This is a genomic window from Bacillus sp. FSL M7-1020, from assembly GCF_038050415.1.
GTDB classification, from domain to species: domain Bacteria; phylum Bacillota; class Bacilli; order Bacillales; family Bacillaceae_G; genus Bacillus_A; species Bacillus_A toyonensis.
Genome location: NZ_JBBOTW010000001.1, coordinates 4,751,860 through 4,769,271, shown reverse-complemented (window position 1 = coordinate 4,769,271; position 17,412 = coordinate 4,751,860). Strand labels below are relative to the sequence as shown.

Genomic DNA, 17,412 nt, shown 5'->3' with positions numbered 1-17,412 from the left:
GCCTAGTGTAATTTCAAATTCCTTCGGTAGTATTTGAAATTACTCAAAGTGAAGTCTCTTCTTTATTTTTATATTGTAAAGGTACCGCGGAATAACAAAGAGGTATACCTTTTAGAAATAGGTACTATGTGAAGCCAGCGACTTTTACAGAGACGGTTGTTTTGTATGAAGGAATGATTGTAAATCAAATAAAGAAGTTAAGTATTTATCAAGATCATGAAGAGTATTATCAATGTGGTTTAATTGGTCTTTGGTATGCGTATGAAAGATATGAGGAGGGGAAAGGAAGTTTTCCTGCTTATGCGGTGATAACGGTACGTGGTTATATATTGGAAAGACTAAAGAAAGAATGTGTAATGCAGGAGAGGTATGTGTGCGTCGGAGAGTACGATGAACAATTTGAGTCTGAAGAAACGGGAATGAGAGCACAGGATTTTATGAGTGTGTTAAATAAGAGGGAGAGACACATTATTTCGGAACGATTTTTTGTAGGGAAAAAGATGGGTGAGATAGCCTGTGAAATGGGAATGACATATTATCAAGTGAGGTGGATATACCGGCAGGCACTTGAGAAAATGCGAGATAGTGTAAAGGGATAAAGAGAATAAATAGAATGGAAGATAAGAGAAAGATCACCTTCCATTCTATTTGTTTTAAGATAGTAAATGTGGCATGAGGTTTTATGAGTGTAGTGAATCTTGCATGTTCATTTGGGATAAAACATATCCAGCTTTCCATAATTGCTGACTTAACTTATGGGAACTAATTTGTATCGTTACGGTAAATCCGTTTGAGAAAAAAATTTTAGCTTTTTTAGTTTTTTTGAAAAACTCTATTGTATGGATATGCTTGTAGAACAACCAAATACAGTTTGGAGAAGCAGGAGATTCTGTTGGAAAAGCGCAAATATATTCCTTATGATTAATTGGAATCGGAACGTTTTGTTTGAATTTAAAGTTTGCTTGGACTGCATTACGTCTGCCCTGATAAGTAGAATAAACATCTGTTAGACAAGATTTCTGTATGAGCTGGAGAGCGGTTTGGCGGGAGTAAAGGTGCTTCCCGCTACTGTCGATAATTTTTGTACGGTAAGAGGGGTGCTTACATGGCTCTAACATCATTGTAGAACTAGAAATAAAAATATCATTTTCATTGTTCATTAGTATAATGCCTCCCTTGTAATCTTTATTCTGAATATAATTATATATAAATTTTGTAAAGTCACTATTAATATTCTGTTTTATATTGTAAATTTTAGTTATTCGTTTACAATCAACAGATGATAGTCTTTCTAATTTGCATCGCTTGTACATATATATGAAAATAGAAAAGAATAGGCGGTGATATAGCATGAAGAAAAAGTATATTATTATAGTGCTAGCTGTTGTTCTCCTAGTTTATTTAGCGAATAGTAATCCGAGTAAAGGAGAATATACGGATTGGGCAGCGAAGCAGTTTATGAAACGTAATGATGTAAGTAAGAAGCTAGATGAGGTTCAAAAAGAAAATGAAGAGGGTCTTCTTGGCGATTTAGCATCGGCAGGTAAGAAGTTGGCGAAAAAGTATGTTGAGCCACAAGTTGGATTATTAATCGACCATTATACAAAGCGAAATGATTATATTTTCTTCTCAACATATACGACTGATTTCGATTTAGGTGGAGAAAATTATAAATATGTATGCATCGGTTTTTCAAAGATTTTTATTCCGATTGAAATGCCGAAGAAAAAAGACGAATCTGCAAAATAATGCAGATTCGTCTTTTTCGTTTATTCCGCTGTTTGTGGGCAGTCAGACTCCTATCTCAAAATTCGGCTGGAGAGAAGAAGTTAGTTGGGAGCCTTACTGCCTGTAAATGCCCGATTGGTGAAGGTTAATAATCAGTAGGGATGAACAAAATCCCCACTGATTAAAGTTTTACTTTATAGAGTAATTGGAACTTCGGATATATTTTTTTCTACGAGACGGGCTCCTTTTTTTCGGGTATTTTCATCAATTGATGAAAATATAGATGACGCAAGAATGGTATCCATTACTTGATTTACGACTTGTGCATCGACGGGTGTGATGGGCTTATCGATAGAAAAAACAACTGTTTTTCCATCTTCTTTCGTGAAAATCAATTCGAGTACTTGCATGCTTTATTCCCTCCTTATTATTTATACGTTAGCAAGATCTGAAGTACTTACAAGTTGTACAGCGTGAAGTGATGATTCTTGTAAGGAAGCAAGGGCACGGGCTACGTTGTGTACTTGCTCTAAGTTTGCATTTGTTTTAACGCGTTTAAATTGTTTGTTCTTCAAAGTTGTTTTTCCATTCTTATCTAATCCATTGTTTAATACAAGACGTAGAGTTAAATCCATTACGATTGTTTCAACTGCCATGTTTATCACCCCCTTTCACTTTATAAATAGGGGGCAAATGTCATGTTTTGGCGTGAAATTTTTTCTTTTTTTTGGTACTCTTAAAAGACTAAGAGAGGGGTTTCGGAAGAATGAATCGTAAATGGTTATTTTGGATTCCTGTATTACTATGGATGGGGCTTATCTTCTATTCCTCAGCACAACCATATAAAAAACAGGATATGCGCTCGGATATTGAACAATATGTAAATGTTGAGTTTGTGAAAGAGCATTTTTCATGGGTATCTATCGATTATGGTGGAGGTACACCTGTTAGTATTGCAAATAAAGGTGTGGGCGGATTTGTTGAATTTTTCCTTCGTAAAGGTGCTCATTTTATGGTGTTCTTCATGCTCGGTTCTTTGACGTATTATGCTTTTCATCGATCGGGTTGTTCGAGAAAAAGATGCTTTATATATGCCCTTCTTTTCGTTGCAGGGTATGCAACATTGGATGAAATCCATCAATGGTTTACGGGAGACCGTACACCGATGTGGCAAGATACATTACTTGATACGTGCGGCGGATTGACAGGAATTATAATAAGTAATTGGTTTTGGAATAGAAAAAGGAGCTAATCTCATTTCGAGATTTGCTCCTTTTGTTTATACACCAAGTAATTCTTTTAATTCGTCTGTTGATAGTTCAGTCATCCAACTATCACTTGTAATGACCGCATTGTTTAGAGATTGTTTTCGTTCTAACATTTCATCAATTTTCTCTTCTAATGTTCCTGTTGTAATAAGTTTGTGAACATGAACGAATCGTTTTTGACCAATACGATATGCACGGTCCGTTGCTTGATTTTCTACAGCTGGATTCCACCAACGATCGTAGTGAATGACATGATTAGCGGCAGTTAAGTTTAAGCCTGTTCCGCCAGCTTTTAAGGATAAGATGAAAATGTCATACGTTCCGTTTTGGAACTGTTCGATCATCTTATCACGCTCTTTCTTCGGCACACTGCCGTTTAAGAAGAGGACGCGCTGACCAAATGTTTCCTCTAATATGCTCTTTAGCATGTTTCCCATGCTGATGTATTGGGTAAAGATTAAACAGCTCTCATTCTGATCTTTAATATTTTCGATTAGTTCCATTACCGTTTTTGTTTTCATAGAACGTTCAACGATATCTTTCGGTTCTGTTTCTTTTAAATAAAGAGCAGGGTGATTGCAAATTTGTTTTAGTTTATTCAACATTAGTAATATGAACCCGCGACGTTCAATCCCGCTTAGCCCTTCAACATTTTGTAATGTATCTTGAACAAGTTGCTCGTATAAGGAAGCCTGTTCACCAGTTAGTGGGCAGTAAGCTTTCTGTTCCTGTTTATCTGGTAAGTTTAATGCGACTGTTTGATCTTTCTTCGTTCGACGCAGTAAAAATGGTGAGATAAAGCGTTGGACTTGTTGGATTTTTCTTTCATCACGGTCTTTTTCAATCGGTGTGACGAAGCGGCGTTGGAATTGTCCTAAACTGCCAAGATATCCATGATTAATAAAGTCGAAAATGGACCAAAGCTCGGCAAGTCGGTTTTCCATCGGTGTACCAGTTAAAGCAATTTTATGATTTGCCTGCAAGTTGCGTACTGCTTTCGACTGTTTCGTATGTGGGTTCTTAATATTTTGTGCTTCATCCAAAATAACAGCGTCCCAGCATAACGAAGTAAGTTCTTCCTCGTCAAGTTGAGCTAACGCATAAGACGTTAATACAACATCTGCTGATTGAAGAAAATCTTTAAATGAATCTCCCTTATCGCGGTTACTTCCATAATGTAATTGAACGCGTAAATTTGGTGCGAAACGCTCAAATTCTTTTTGCCAATTTCCAAGAACGGATGTCGGCGCCACGATTAATGCAGGACCTGTTTTGAGCTTGTTTTCTTTTACATATAGTAAGTAAGAGATCGTTTGAATACTTTTCCCAAGTCCCATATCGTCCGCTAATAATGCCCCAAATCCAAGTTGTCGTAAATATAATAACCATTCAATGCCGTGTTGCTGATACGGACGAAGTGTTGCGTTTAGTGAAGTAGGGACATCTACTTTTGGAATATCTCCAATATGGAGTAGCTTTTGGAATAGCTCTTCATAATATCCGTCTAGTTCGATTTCAATATCAGTAAACGGACTATCTTCTTCCACAATTTCTGTTTCAGCAGTGTTTGATAAATGTTGCTGGAGGACATCTTTCATTTCTAGTCCGTATTTATCGGCACGGTTCATTAGTTTTCTTACTTCTTCAATAAAGGCTGGATCCAGTCGCATCCATTGACCATTTATATTGAATAATCGTTTGTTTTGTTCAATGAGTTCGAAAAATTCGCTTTCCGATAAATCAATTCCGTTCGTTGAAATGCGCCAATCAAAGTTAACGAGCGTATTCATGCCGAAGAAAGATTGTGTTTGTGCTGTACTTTGCTTCAGCTGTACACGCAGCTTCGGTTTTGCTGCTTTTAAATTTTGCCACCATGATGGTAATAAAATTGTAATACCAGCTGCAAGTAACTCGTCACTTGCTTCTGTTAAGAAATTCCATGCTTCCGTTTCAAACAGTTCTTTTCTGAACGTATCCTCTTCTTTTAGCCACGGTACGAGCTTACTAAAGCCTTCTTGCGTTTCCGTAATACGCTCTTCGTAATCGTGCCATCTTTTCGGTAAGGAATCGATGTTTTCATATACATATATGCGATGTGCCCCGCGCTTTGGTGCCACAATCGTTTCAAGCTTCCACATTTCAAATTCCTCTTGTGGTTCTTGCAGTCTTAGTCCAATTGTAAAGGGAAGGTCATCTTCAATGTAACCGATTTTTCGAAGCCAATCTTCTTCATGTAGCGCTGTTTCCAGCTGTCTTTTCGTAAAGTCGTAATGTTCGTATAGTCTCTTTGCATCTTCCCATCCGTCATTTGATCGGTTATCTTGCAATATACTTTCATTTACCGAGGTTGAGAAAAGCGTTGCTAATGTGTCATCTTCGATTGGTGTATTTTGAACTTTCCAAGATGGTTGTTTGGACCAACGTTCCATATCGGGTACGAAGCTACCGCTTACGAAGGCATCCCATAATTCATTTGCATCTTTCGTAAGTGCTGTAATAGGATCGTTCATTTGAATATGTGCAAAGGAGTTCATCGGTTTGTTTGCGATGTATTCAAATGCTTGTGCGTTTGTTAGCATAACACCTTGTTTCCCTTCAAAGGTTGCTTCTTTTAGAAACGTGCCATAGAAGGAAGTGGCGTGCCATGTAAATGCATTTCGTTTCCAACTTGTTACGGATAATGGAGTACCGCTGTCATCTTCGCCCCAAAGGAACCAACCTTGACTAACATGCTGGAGCCTAATTGTTACTTCAGTTTGATTGATCATCGATTAATTTTCCTTTCCGTAATTCCTCTTGTAGTGCACGAAGGCGTGAATGTAGATTGGCGATATGAATAATGAAAGCATCCCATTCATTGGTGCGTTTTAAACGTTTATATAATGTACGTAATTTCTTTAAGTAGCGAACTGCACGTCTATATGATTTACGGTTTCGTTCTTCAATGGCCTCTACAGCAGCAAGATGATAAAGAGGAAGTGCCGCTTCTGGCGCTTCTTTTTCAATATCTTTCAATGGCTCTTTCAATAGTTCAATTGCTTCAAATCCATATAAGAGATGAAGTTCGGACCATGTACGATACTGCTTCTTCGCGAGTACGTATTGTTCGTAGTTTGTGAAACTATACGGTAATAGTTCTTGTAAAATCATTTCGAATCCAGCTTGTTCATTTGTATGCGTTGCATATGTTTCGTACATGATTACAAATAACCGAACGATATCTTTTATGAAGATTGTATCCTCGTGCTCATGTATGGTTTTCTTTACTTGTTTATACGTAAACGAAAGCCAGTTTTTTCCGCGATCCCACTGCATGGCGCTTAATAGCTCTTCTAACCAATAGAAATAAAGACTTACAACAGAAGCAGGCTGTTTTTTTAGTAAGTCCATTGCTAGTAGGTCTTCGTCATTTAAAAAGAATAGATGAGAAGATGCTAATGCTTTGGAAAGTGGATTTATTTTCGTGTCAATTCGTTTTTCTTCTTCTTGCAGTTGATTTTTATTGTTTAACAGTTCACTCCATATGTGACGATAAATAAAAAATCTCTCCTGTGTATAGGCATCAGTGGAGAAGAATACTTCGTGAACGAGACGAGCAGTTTCTTGTAAAATTGATTCAGACTCTAAAGGAATCGCTTCTGATTGTAGGTCCCGAACGATGGATTCCACTTTATCCACAAATAGGCGAACGACGTTAACAGGTTGGTGATAAGAATACGTTTTATTTACTTCGAATGCCTGAATTTCTTCTAATAATTTTTGAAAGCAATAAAGTGCCGCGTGTAGTCTGAACAATTCATGTATCGCAATGATACGCGGAGCTTTCCGCTCGAGTTTCGTATAGAAGTCTGTAAAAATACTCATAAGAAAATACATTTGTTTATAAGTAAGCCGAGCTTGTTCTTTTTTAAATGATTCATATTCGTTGTCAAAATATGATTGCCAACTTTTATAATCCGTTTCTTCAAAAGCTGATGATTGCAATACTTGTCTTGCAGTTCGAATAGGAGGAAGAGAAGGTTTCGTATTATTTTTAAATAAAGTTAATACATCTCCTACTTGCCCGAAACTAGACGCTGCAGATAGTAACACAGCGAGCATATGCTCACATTGCGTTGGTGCGAAGCAATCGCAATAGCTTTCAGCGACGTTACGAATCGGGATATGAACGCTATATACGCTGCCTTCAGCATCTACAGTTCCTGATAGCGTGTAACCATCAAAGTCAACGTTGTAGACAACACCACTACGATATAGGTGCCGAGCTGTAGCGACATGTTCCTGATCAGCTGTTTGCTGTGGATCTAGTCCTTGAACGAACTCATTCGCAATCATCATAATTTCATCTTTCGTAATTGAGTGTTGCAGCATAATATTCCTCCGTACACATATTTCTTTCCTTTACCATTATAAACAAAAAATGCTCAAAACAGAAAAAATGAAATTTAGATTATCATATCGTAACTGTGAATGGGAAGATGCTGTATCATTCTCTTGGTACAAATAATACGTTGAAACCAGGGGAAGTATCTGGTCCGACTCGTTAACGTAAGAAAGACTATCTCTTGTAATTGAGATAGTCTTTTTGCGGTCAGAAGTGTGTCTGCTTTAATGTCGCTTGTACATACGGATCCTTTACTATTTGTTCGACTAGCGGTAGCATTGCTTGTTCGAATGGAATATCGATAGGAAATGGCTTTTGTGAGCCTGGTTTTATCCCGTATTGTACAATTTTGTAATGTATATTTCCTTCATGGCCGAGCACAATTAATTTATAGCGATTGTCATCGCCGGCGAGTGAAAAATCAATGGAAGTAGCATCATATGTTACTTCGTCTTTATATATATAAGGTTTTGGTGTGCCAATCCAGTCTACTTTTGCTTGTACATTCATGATAATAGCCTCCTCATAGCTATTATAAATAAATAAAAGCCAGCTCTCAACAAAGAGAACCGGCTGTAATTTAGCATTCATTGGTTATTTTAAAATTTTCACTTTAACAGTTTTGCGTCCCCATTTTTGGGCAGCGCTATCTGATCCAAGTAGAATGTCGATACGGTTACCTTTAATTGCACCGCCAGTATCTCCAGCGATAGCTTCTCCATAACCTTCAACCCATACTTTAGATCCTAATGGGATTACTTTCGGATCAACAGCGATCATTTTCATGTTTGGATTCGCAGTTAAATCATGACCCATTGCAGTTAATACACGGCCGCCATATGTGCCACCGTTTTCGCTCGGGTGAGCTGTATATGCTGTAGCTACAACTGTTAACTCACGACCACCAGAAGGTTCGCTAGTTTCAGCAGCTTTCACAGCAGGCTTAGCAGCTGGTTTTGCTTGTGCTACAGGTGCTTGAGCTTTAGCTGGTGCTGCAGCTTTAGCAGGAGCTGGTGTTTCTTGTTTCTCAATAACAGGTGCTGTACCTGTTAAGAAAGGAACATGAACATAAGCTGTTTTCCCGTTATATTCAAATTGTAACCACTCATTTTGTACTTGGTTCGTTGTTTCGATCATATCGTCCTTCTTCAACGTTCCAAGAATTTCTGAGTTTGTGTTCGCTTCAGCACGTACGTTTAATACGTTAGCTGTTACGTAGTAGATGCTTTTTGTGAACTCTGCACTTACGAATGCGTCTTTACCATCTAAAGTGATTTTTGACCATCCGTTCTCTGTATTTAGAACATCTATTTTATTACCGTTTAGTAATTTACCGACAACTTTTGATTCAGTAGTAGGGTTTTCGCGTACGTTTAGTACGTCTGTTGTTACAACAGTTTCTGCATTGGCAGATGATGTGAAAATCCCAAGACCAAAAACTGCTGCTGTTGCTATACCAATTAATTTTTTCATGATAGCCTCCATTGCGTTTGTTTTCGTGTCCTCATTATAGCAACAGATTTTTTCGGATTTGGGGAAAACACACAATTACAAACCATTCGTAATCAGTCGTTAACATCCTGTAATATAACAAAAAATATAGGAAAGCGTTTTTCATTCTATATGATTAGTAGGTTTCTAGTTATATTCAAAATATTTAATACAACATATTTTTTTCGTCGTAAATAAAAATGTTACGACAGTATTACAAAACGTTTACTATACAGTTACATTCCTTGAGTATTTTACCGTTTTATGGGTAATATAGTTATATAAACATAAACATTTCGTTTGTGAAGCTATAAACATGTGCTATATACTAGTAAAAAAACCGCATAATTGTTACAAGAAGAAAAGGTTGCAAGGAAGGAATTTGCCCTTTTTTACATATGTAACACATCCTTTTTTGGGAAAATACATTCCCATCCGCATTTTTCTCGCACAATTTGGCAGCAGTATTTCTACCTTGTAGCTCTTGCAGAGTGAAAAGGTTATACGGAAGGTAAGGCTGTCTATAAGAATTCTAATTGGTGAAGGTGAAAGTAAGAGATTTGAAAGAAAATCACCGCAAAAATTATAGTTTTCTATCCGATTTAACATATCGGAATTTATGTTATTTACAAAAGTGAAACCTACGAAGGGGGATTTGATGAGGAAACTGACAAAGACATTCATCGTTTCATTAACATTATGTATTGCATTTACAATTTGGGGGATTATTCCCGAATCTATTATTGGACAAGGTAGCCTAGGAAATGTAACAACTGCAATTCAAACTGCACTAGTTAGTAAGTTTGGATGGTTTTATATTATTTCTGTTTCTATCGTTTTAGGTGTGTCCATCTTTTTAATTGTCTCGAAATACGGTTCTATTCGTTTAGGTAAAGATGATGACGAACCTGATTATAGTTATATGACATGGTTTGCTATGTTATTTAGTGCTGGTATGGGTATCGGTTTAGTTTTCTGGGGTGTTGCGGAACCATTAAACCATTTATACGCACCTCCGTTTGGAGATGGTGCAACTGAGGAAAGTGCGCGTCTTGCACTGCGTTTTTCATTTTTCCATTGGGGATTACATCCTTGGGGACTATATGCGTTTGTAGCGTTATGTATTGCGTACTTCACTTTTAGAAAAGGAAAAGCAAGTACAATTAGTGCGACAGTAGGTCCGTTATTTAAGGGCGGGGAACATGGGCGTATTGCTCATTCATTTGATGTGTTAGCTGTGTTCGCGACTGTGTTTGGTGTTGCGACATCATTAGGTCTAGGGGCAAAACAAATTGCAGGTGGTGTTAGCTATTTAACATCTATCCCTAATTCATTAACGACACAGTTAGTTATTATCGCAATCGTAACAGTTCTTTTCATGTTATCTGCGCAAACCGGTCTTGATAAAGGAATTAAATATTTAAGTAATACGAACATTATTTTGGCATTTGCACTTATGATAATTGTATTATTTGCAGGTCCAACAAACTTTATTATGAATTACTTCACTTCAACGATTGGTTCTTACATTCAGGAATTGCCAGGCATGAGTTTCCGTTTAAGTCCATTGGATGAAGGCGGAAATCAATGGATCCAGTCTTGGACAATTTTCTATTGGGCATGGTGGATTGCATGGTCACCATTCGTAGGTACATTTATTGCTCGTGTGTCACGAGGGCGTACGATTCGTGAGTTTGTTATTGGTGTGTTACTTGTTCCGACCGTAATTGGTGCACTTTGGTTCTCTGTTTTCGGCGGGACTGGTATTCATATGGAGCTGTTTGGTGATGCGCATATCTTCGACAAAGTGAAAGAGATGGGAACAGAAGTAGGATTATTCGCTATGTTCGATCAGATGGGTAGCTTTGGATCAGCTTTATCAGTTTTAGGTATTCTACTTATTGCAACATTCTTTATTACATCAGCAGATTCTGCGACGTTTGTTTTAGGAATGTTAACGACGCATGGTAGTTTAAATCCACCGAACCGCATTAAAATGGTTTGGGGTATCGTTCTAGCCGCGATAGCTTCTACCTTATTATATGTTGGTGGATTAGAAGCATTGCAAACGGCAGCTATTATTGCGGCATTCCCATTCGTCTTTGTTATTTTCTTTATGATGGCAGCATTATTTAAAGAATTGCAAAAAGAAGGACGTATGAAGCAACATAAATAATAGAAGGAAAAGGGCTGATTTCATATCAGCCCTTTTTTATCCCTCTATTTGTGGCAGTAAGACACCCACCTCAAAATTCAGCAAAAGCAAAGAAGTTAAGTGGGGGATGAATAAAGCCCCACTGATTAAAGTTTCATTTTATATAGAAGAGATTTTAAATACAAATCAGGGAAATAAAATACTGTACTATATAAGTAGTATGCCTTTTATACGAAGAAAAAATGATAACTTTCGACAACATTCGATATTTTATGAATTCTATTCATATTTTTGTCAAAAATATGTCGGAAATGTGTTGTCACTTTTATGTATATGTGCTATATTATTTCCTGTAAGCGATTTCAAATAGTTTTAAAGCGCATTCAAGGGGGACATCTAGAATAATGAAACGTTACGAAAGAAAGTGGAAGCATATTTGTTTGAAACGTGTGGCACATCGAAATGTGCAAGAAAGCACGGAACCTAAGACTGAAACGCGCAAAGATCAGCAAGAGAAGCAATTGGTTCTACAAAAATAGCAATCACTTTTTCGTATATAAATGAAGGTCGATCGTTCGTTGGGGGATGGACGTGAAATTACTTTCAGCTAAGGGGTATTGTCTGATATATAATTTATACGGCAATAAATAAGCACAGAGCATACGGCGCTCTGTGCTTATTTTTATTATTTATCTTTTTTGAATCGAACGGTTTTATCCCAGCCGATGACTTGTTTCTTGCTCTTTGCACGTAAGTATAAGATTAGACTGCGAATAAATAAATACGTGAAGAGCTGTGCGTACGTAAAGTACATGATGACGCTAATAAAAATATTCGTCGGTGTAAAGGTTCGTTCGACGCTCTGGGCACTAAATAATTGCGAAACATATGTAATATATGCAACATACCACATAAATAGTAACGGAATACTATATTGAATCTGGAATATCCCGAGTAGTCCAATGACAAACCAAACGTTTGAAATGATTAAAAATAGCCAAAATACGACATACACTAACACTTGCTGTAAGGAATGGACAAGAAGTTTCCCTTTAAAGAAACTTAATGAAGAAAACATCTTTTCTAAAATATAGAGATTTCCTTGGAGCCAACGTGTACGTTGTTTAATAAGAATTTTTAAATGCTCAGGTTCTTGTTCCCATGTAATCGATTCTGGAACGATTGGTAAGAGATAGCCTTTTTGTGTAATTCGTAATGTTAATTCAGCGTCTTCTGCAATTGCATAAGGATCATAGCCACCAAGCTCTTCTAAGGCAGAGCGACGAAGAAGCATGTTCGTTCCTGTTAGTGAACCTGTTTGGAATAGTAACCAGCGTCCAGATTGCATAAGGAGCTGGAAGATTTGAAACTCTAGTGAAATCATTCGTGTCAGCCAGTTTCTGTTTTCATTGACTGTACGAACGTGTCCAACAGCCCCAACGGCATCTTTGGTTGTTTCAGCATGTTCGACAAGCATTCGCAGAGCATGTGGTTCAGGTTGATTGTCCGCATCGTAAACGCAGAAATATTCACCATTCGAAATACTAAGCCCATAGTTTAATACACGTGATTTTCCTTTTGGTTCACCAGGCGGGACACGAATGTGACGGATATGAGCATAAGCTTTGTCAAAGTCATCACCAATTTCAGGTGTTTCATCCTGAGAATTATCGTTTAATAAATAAACAGTTAGTTTGCCTGGATATTCAATCTTTGCCATCGCCTCTAATGTATCTTTAATAACGACCCCTTCATTATGGGCGGGTATTAAAATATCAACGCTCGGATAATGTTCTAGCGTACGATCTTTTCGTTTACTATTTCGGTGAATTAAGCCTGCGAGTGTTAAGAAAGAATAATAAACGAGTAAGCCAGAGAATAGAAAGGCTGTAAAAATAAGTACGTATTTAATTGAAAATGCGATGCTAATCCAAAAAACGAGTACACAGAATAAAAGAAATAAAAGGAGTATAACAAGCGTCATCATAATAATGTCGGTCCTTTACTTCCGATTTGCTCTCGCGAAATTTTTATATCTTGAATTGCTTCAGCAGCAAGCCATTGCCCCATTTTTGGCTGTAGGCGGTTCATTACAATGTTAGCACCGGCTTCATTTGTGTTTTGTAGTAAAATAACCAGTGTATTGCTATCGTATTCAGCAGCAAGGTCAAAGTCATTTCTTACCGTTTCAACTAATAATGAAGCTACACGGTCCATGACGCTTTCTTTCGTGTATTTACTAAAGGAAGCGAAATCGAAGTATATGATAATACCTGATTCATTGCGACGATTCATTGCAGTTATTAATAATGCTTGTCTTCTTTCGAATTCTTGTCTCGTTAATAATTTTGATTCTCCAATGTATTGTTCTAGCGTTCTCACACGCTCAGTTAATTCTTTATTCTCATGAATAACTTTCTTTAATAGATGTGTTGAGATATAAACAATGAAGAAGTTTGCTACCATCAGGAAGTGAGTAATAATGTACTCCCATTGATCTGATGTACTCCATAAGTAAAGCCACGCTTGATAGAATAAATAGAATACCGAAATAATGGTTCCCAATATGAAGAAAACAAATGCGGTTTTATCAGGCAAAAATAGAAATAGTACATTAACGATTACATATATAATTGTAAAAATGAGAGCATGCTCATAATGCGTCACATGTACAGTTGTAAAATAAAATAAAATTTGTAAAATCCACATAGAGAAGACTTTATAGAAATTATTTTTCACAAAACTTTCCTCCTTAAAGGTAATTCAGGCAAGGATACTTGTAGTATGCGCAATTAATAAGAATTAGACCATGTAACTGCAATTCTTTTTTAATAGAACAAAATGAAGTAGTATCTCCCTTGCACAAGAAAAAATAAACAGACTTACTAATTATTGTATCATAATGTTTTGATATTTAAGCATAAAGTATTTCGTATATATAAAAAATACATTTACACATACAAAAAACCCTCCTCTATGGAAAGAGGAGGGTTGATATAAATTTATAGGAACATCATACCTGCAACTGCTGCGTTTAAGAAGTTCGCTAGTGTACCAGCGATAACTGCTTTAATCCCTAATTGTGCAATTTGTTTACGGCGAGTAGGAGCTAACGTTCCAGTTACACCTAATTGAATTGCAATAGAAGAGAAGTTTGCGAATCCACAGATTGCGAATGTTAAAATCAGATTTGTTTTTGCAGAGAAATCTGCCATATGTGGTCCTAAGTTTGCATATGCAACGAATTCGTTGATTGCAAGTTTTTGACCGATAAAGCTTGCTGCTTGTATAGCTTCACCTGGAGAAACCCCAATTAAGATTGCAAATGGTGATAATAAGTAACCGAAGATTAAATCTAGGCTAAGTTTAATATCGAACCAAGAACCAACCCATCCTAATAATCCATTTAATAAAGCGATTAATGCGATGAAAGCCATTAACATTGCTGCTACGTTAATAACAAGTTGCATACCTTCAGATGCACCACGTGCAGCTGCATCAATAACGTTTGCGTCTTCACGTTCTGTAGAAAGCTCAACGTTATTATCTACTTCTTCTGTTTCTGGCATAATTAGTTTTGCAATTAATAAACTTGATGGAGCTGCCATAATTGCTGCTGCTAATAAGTGTTCTAACGGAATTCCCATCGCTGCATAGCCGACAAGAACTGACCCGGCAACAGCCGTCATACCACTTACCATAATAGTGAAGAACTCACTATTTGTTAAGCGTGCTAAGTAAGGTTTGATTAAGATTGGTGCCTCAGTTTGTCCTAAAAATACAGTTGTTACTGAGTTTAAACTTTCTGCTTTAGAAGTTCCAAGAAGTTTACTTAATGCACCACCAACGACACTAACAAATTTCTGCATAATACCGAAATGATATAAGATTGCTACTAATGAACTAATAAATACAATTGGAAGTAGTGCTTGAATAAAGAAGACAAATCCCCAAGGGCCTTTTGCGTTGACTAAATCCCCAGCAACGAACTTAATTCCCTCGTAAGAAAAATTAATTAATCCTTGAACACCATCAGCAGCGTGTTTTAAACCTGCTTTACCAGCATCCCAGCGTAATACGATAAATGAAAATGACATTTGTAATGCTAGCGCGATTAAAATTGTGCGCCAATTAATAGCTTTGCGGTTGGAAGATAGTAAAAAAGCAATTGCTAATACTCCAATCACGCCGCCAATTCCCCATAAAAGATTCATGCAGTGTATGCTCCTTCCTCATAGTAAAAAAGTGTATAAACCAGTTGTCTATACTTTTGCGAATATAACATCTTAAGTAACTTATCATAATGGACATCGGAGGTCAAACGTCTAACGAAAAGTTTAAATAAAAAGAAAATTCTTCAAAAAAACACATATGAAATGAATAGACATGAAATAGGTTATGTTTTTTGTGGGAATATATTCATTGTGATAACGTTTTGAGTGATTTTTATAGAATATAGTGTACGAAATAGGAAAATGAACGCATAATTTTTGTGTGGAGAGAGAACGAAAGGGGATTACTATATTGAGTTCTTTAAAAAAGAGCCTTCTAGTAATCTAGAAGGCTCTGAAACTATAACTTAAGGTGCTTTCGTATAACCTAAGAAGTGGCTCTTCCAATAAGAGTTACTTAATGAAGCGATTGCTACCCCTTTATCTCCAGATTGGATAAATGATCCGCCCCCAAGGTAAATTCCCATATGAGAAGGACCTGCTTTATAAGTGTTTTGGAAATAAATTAAGTCGCCTGGTTGTGGACTTGAAGTTTTCGGTAAGCTGCTCCAATATCCCGCAACACTTTGACGGCTAATGTTATGACCAAATTTCTTAAATACGTGGTAGATGTAACCACTGCAGTCAACACCGTTAGCAGAAGTACCGCCCCAAACGTATGGTACACCTTGCATAGATTTCGCGTATGCAAGTAGAGAAGAAGTGTCACCGCTGTTGTTGCCTGTATTGTTGTTGCCTGTATTGTTGTTGTTTTGATTGTTGTTATTTTGATTATTATTGTTGTTGTTAGGCTTATCTACTGCACCACCAACTGGTGTTTTAGATAGGAAACGTGTTCCGATATAACCATTTTGGCCATTGTAGTTAATTTTACTCCATCCAGAGTTTTCAGAGATTACTTGCACCTTCTGTCCTTGCGAAAGTGCCCCTATGATTCTATAATTTGTACCTTCGCCACTACGTACATTTAGTGCAGAAGCATTAATGTAGTAATCACCAATTGCACCTTGGTTAGGCTTTTCAGGTTGTTTCGGTTGTTCAGGAGTAGCAGTGCCACCTTTAACGAATTTTACAAACTCGCCACTCACAAAACCAGTTTTTCCTTGGTAATTAACTTTAAACCAGCTACCTTCAGATCCAACTACGTTTAATGTTGTACCATTTAACACGCCGCCAATTACACTATGGTAAGCAGCAGGGCCTGTACGAACACGTAGAGACGTTGCGTTAACAACGTAAGTACCACCAGTTTGAACAGTTACGTTATTGTTTTGATTATTATTTTGATTGTTGCCTTGTGAACCGTTTTCGTTAGAACCGCCCTTTGTTACGTAGTCTTTACTTATGTAGGCAGCTTGTCCTGCATAATTGATTTTGAACCAATCTTGAACTTCGCCAACGACTTGTACTACTTGTCCTTTTGTAATAGAAGCTACAGTTGTATGAGAAGTGCTAGGGCCTGTACGAACACGAAGGGAAGATACATTTACTGTATAGTTTCCGCTTGCTGGTTGTACAGTTTGTTGATTCGTATCGTTTGTAGCTCCTGTATTTGCAGAAACGCCTGATACGAACTGACCACTAACATAACCAGTTTGTCCATTGTGATTGATTTTCACCCAACCATTTTCTTGACCAATTACGTTTAATGTTTGTCCTTCATACACACGTCCTGAAACGGAACTGGAAGTGTTAGGAGCTGTACGTACACGTAATACATCGGCAGTAACTTTATTCTTTCCACCTGTTGTACTTACATTGGAATTAGTTGCTCCCTTTTTTGATACAAATTCGCCACTGACAAAGCCAGTTTTTCCATTATGGTTAATTTTGAACCAACCATTTTCTTCGCCAATCACGTTTAATGATTGACCGTTATAAACACGAGAGATGATATCTTGAGAAGTGCTTGATCCTGCACGAACATGTAATACATCAGCATTTACCGTGTAAGATGAAGTGTTAGGTGCAGAAGCTTGTACAGTTTGTGTAGCAGCTTTTTGTGTATTTTGTTCCGGGGCAGCTTGCACACTATCAAGTGTAGGTGCTGCTCCTCCTGCTACAGACACTGCGGCAAGACCGGCAAGGTATTTTTTCATAGTTTGTCGATTCCTTTCTGTCTGTAATGTAGTGAAGAAAAATTTACCAACTATT

Annotated in this window: 16 protein-coding genes; 5 read left to right on the top strand and 11 right to left on the bottom strand. The window is 37.2% G+C overall.

Translation table 11 applies throughout. From position 1 onward, the window contains the following. Nucleotides 1–128 precede the first annotated feature (128 nt). A complete protein-coding gene (locus MHB70_RS24620; RefSeq protein WP_000801309.1) occupies nt 129–599 on the top strand; it encodes a sigma-70 family RNA polymerase sigma factor in 471 nt (156 codons plus the stop codon). 81 nt (nt 600–680) lie between these two features. Here MHB70_RS24620 and MHB70_RS24615 read toward each other — a convergent pair whose 3' ends face one another. Next, the gene (locus tag MHB70_RS24615; protein WP_001058457.1) at nt 681–1,160 is read right to left on the bottom strand and encodes a competence protein ComK; all 480 of its coding nucleotides are present in this window, start codon (nt 1,158–1,160) and stop codon (nt 681–683) included. A gap of 190 nt (nt 1,161–1,350) precedes the next feature. On the opposite strand from MHB70_RS24615, the gene MHB70_RS24610 reads away from it, so the two are divergent. After that, on the top strand, nt 1,351–1,749 hold the full coding sequence (locus tag MHB70_RS24610; protein ID WP_000731397.1) for a DUF4359 domain-containing protein: 399 nt from the start codon (nt 1,351–1,353) through the stop codon (nt 1,747–1,749). A 173-nt stretch (nt 1,750–1,922) separates the two neighbouring features. Here the strand turns inward: MHB70_RS24610 and MHB70_RS24605 are convergent, their stop codons facing one another. Further along, nucleotides 1,923–2,138 (bottom strand): DUF2922 domain-containing protein, encoded by a 216-nt coding sequence (locus tag MHB70_RS24605; protein ID WP_001197605.1) that lies wholly within the window; start codon nt 2,136–2,138, stop codon nt 1,923–1,925. A 21-nt stretch (nt 2,139–2,159) separates the two neighbouring features. Continuing rightward, nucleotides 2,160–2,384, bottom strand: a complete 225-nt coding sequence (locus MHB70_RS24600) for a DUF1659 domain-containing protein (protein WP_000257697.1) — start codon at nt 2,382–2,384, stop codon at nt 2,160–2,162. A gap of 110 nt (nt 2,385–2,494) precedes the next feature. Here MHB70_RS24600 and MHB70_RS24595 point away from each other — a divergent pair, with 110 nt between their 5' ends. After that, nucleotides 2,495–2,980 (top strand): VanZ family protein, encoded by a 486-nt coding sequence (locus MHB70_RS24595; RefSeq protein ID WP_001080720.1) that lies wholly within the window; start codon nt 2,495–2,497, stop codon nt 2,978–2,980. A 27-nt stretch (nt 2,981–3,007) separates the two neighbouring features. On the opposite strand, the gene MHB70_RS24590 is transcribed toward MHB70_RS24595, so the two are convergent. The 4 genes from MHB70_RS24590 to MHB70_RS24575 all read right to left on the bottom strand — a co-directional run bounded on the left by MHB70_RS24590 (nt 3,008) and on the right by MHB70_RS24575 (nt 8,853). Continuing rightward, complete coding sequence (locus tag MHB70_RS24590) at nt 3,008–5,764, bottom strand: DEAD/DEAH box helicase (protein ID WP_061529509.1); 2,757 nt, start codon at nt 5,762–5,764, stop codon at nt 3,008–3,010. Continuing rightward, nucleotides 5,748–7,367: an SWIM zinc finger family protein gene (locus tag MHB70_RS24585; RefSeq protein ID WP_061529510.1), complete on the bottom strand. Its 1,620-nt coding sequence runs from the start codon at nt 7,365–7,367 to the stop codon at nt 5,748–5,750. Before MHB70_RS24585 ends, MHB70_RS24590 begins: the two co-directional genes overlap by 17 nt. Before the next feature lie 220 nt (nt 7,368–7,587). Further along, on the bottom strand, nt 7,588–7,890 hold the full coding sequence (locus MHB70_RS24580; protein WP_061529511.1) for a DUF3910 family protein: 303 nt from the start codon (nt 7,888–7,890) through the stop codon (nt 7,588–7,590). A gap of 84 nt (nt 7,891–7,974) precedes the next feature. Continuing rightward, entirely contained in the window at nt 7,975–8,853 is an 879-nt protein-coding gene (locus tag MHB70_RS24575) for a cell wall-binding protein EntA (RefSeq protein ID WP_000733305.1), read from the bottom strand. A 676-nt stretch (nt 8,854–9,529) separates the two neighbouring features. Here MHB70_RS24575 and opuD point away from each other — a divergent pair. Both opuD and MHB70_RS24565 read left to right on the top strand, forming a co-directional pair. Further along, complete coding sequence (gene opuD, locus MHB70_RS24570) at nt 9,530–11,047, top strand: glycine betaine transporter OpuD (protein WP_001230123.1); 1,518 nt, start codon at nt 9,530–9,532, stop codon at nt 11,045–11,047. Nucleotides 11,048–11,430: 383 nt separating this feature from the next. After that, nucleotides 11,431–11,565, top strand: a complete 135-nt coding sequence (locus tag MHB70_RS24565; RefSeq protein ID WP_000833064.1) for a hypothetical protein — start codon at nt 11,431–11,433, stop codon at nt 11,563–11,565. A gap of 146 nt (nt 11,566–11,711) precedes the next feature. Here MHB70_RS24565 and MHB70_RS24560 read toward each other — a convergent pair whose 3' ends face one another. The 4 genes from MHB70_RS24560 to MHB70_RS24545 all read right to left on the bottom strand — a co-directional run bounded on the left by MHB70_RS24560 (nt 11,712) and on the right by MHB70_RS24545 (nt 17,357). Then, complete coding sequence (locus MHB70_RS24560; protein WP_000988738.1) at nt 11,712–13,013, bottom strand: glycosyltransferase family 2 protein; 1,302 nt, start codon at nt 13,011–13,013, stop codon at nt 11,712–11,714. Next, entirely contained in the window at nt 13,010–13,765 is a 756-nt protein-coding gene (locus MHB70_RS24555) for a diguanylate cyclase domain-containing protein (protein ID WP_000794326.1), read from the bottom strand. Before MHB70_RS24555 ends, MHB70_RS24560 begins: the two co-directional genes overlap by 4 nt. Nucleotides 13,766–14,028: 263 nt before the next feature. Next, nucleotides 14,029–15,240 (bottom strand): NupC/NupG family nucleoside CNT transporter, encoded by a 1,212-nt coding sequence (locus MHB70_RS24550; RefSeq protein WP_001051016.1) that lies wholly within the window; start codon nt 15,238–15,240, stop codon nt 14,029–14,031. A gap of 365 nt (nt 15,241–15,605) precedes the next feature. Continuing rightward, nucleotides 15,606–17,357 (bottom strand): C40 family peptidase, encoded by a 1,752-nt coding sequence (locus tag MHB70_RS24545; RefSeq protein ID WP_061529512.1) that lies wholly within the window; start codon nt 17,355–17,357, stop codon nt 15,606–15,608. Nucleotides 17,358–17,412 lie beyond the last annotated feature (55 nt).

Bases quoted from the DNA above. Each gene is read 5' to 3' on its own strand.
- MHB70_RS24615 (WP_001058457.1), bottom strand. From the start codon at position 1,160: ATGAACAATGAAAATGATATTTTTATTTCTAGTTCTACAATGATGTTA.
- MHB70_RS24610 (WP_000731397.1), top strand. From the start codon at position 1,351: ATGAAGAAAAAGTATATTATTATAGTGCTAGCTGTTGTTCTCCTAGTT.
- MHB70_RS24605 (WP_001197605.1), bottom strand. From the start codon at position 2,138: ATGCAAGTACTCGAATTGATTTTCACGAAAGAAGATGGAAAAACAGTT.
- MHB70_RS24600 (WP_000257697.1), bottom strand. From the start codon at position 2,384: ATGGCAGTTGAAACAATCGTAATGGATTTAACTCTACGTCTTGTATTA.
- MHB70_RS24595 (WP_001080720.1), top strand. From the start codon at position 2,495: ATGAATCGTAAATGGTTATTTTGGATTCCTGTATTACTATGGATGGGG.
- MHB70_RS24590 (WP_061529509.1), bottom strand. From the start codon at position 5,764: ATGATCAATCAAACTGAAGTAACAATTAGGCTCCAGCATGTTAGTCAA.
- MHB70_RS24585 (WP_061529510.1), bottom strand. From the start codon at position 7,367: ATGCTGCAACACTCAATTACGAAAGATGAAATTATGATGATTGCGAAT.
- MHB70_RS24580 (WP_061529511.1), bottom strand. From the start codon at position 7,890: ATGAATGTACAAGCAAAAGTAGACTGGATTGGCACACCAAAACCTTAT.
- MHB70_RS24575 (WP_000733305.1), bottom strand. From the start codon at position 8,853: ATGAAAAAATTAATTGGTATAGCAACAGCAGCAGTTTTTGGTCTTGGG.
- opuD (WP_001230123.1), top strand. From the start codon at position 9,530: ATGAGGAAACTGACAAAGACATTCATCGTTTCATTAACATTATGTATT.
- MHB70_RS24565 (WP_000833064.1), top strand. From the start codon at position 11,431: ATGAAACGTTACGAAAGAAAGTGGAAGCATATTTGTTTGAAACGTGTG.
- MHB70_RS24560 (WP_000988738.1), bottom strand. From the start codon at position 13,013: ATGATGACGCTTGTTATACTCCTTTTATTTCTTTTATTCTGTGTACTC.
- MHB70_RS24550 (WP_001051016.1), bottom strand. From the start codon at position 15,240: ATGAATCTTTTATGGGGAATTGGCGGCGTGATTGGAGTATTAGCAATT.
- MHB70_RS24545 (WP_061529512.1), bottom strand. From the start codon at position 17,357: ATGAAAAAATACCTTGCCGGTCTTGCCGCAGTGTCTGTAGCAGGAGGA.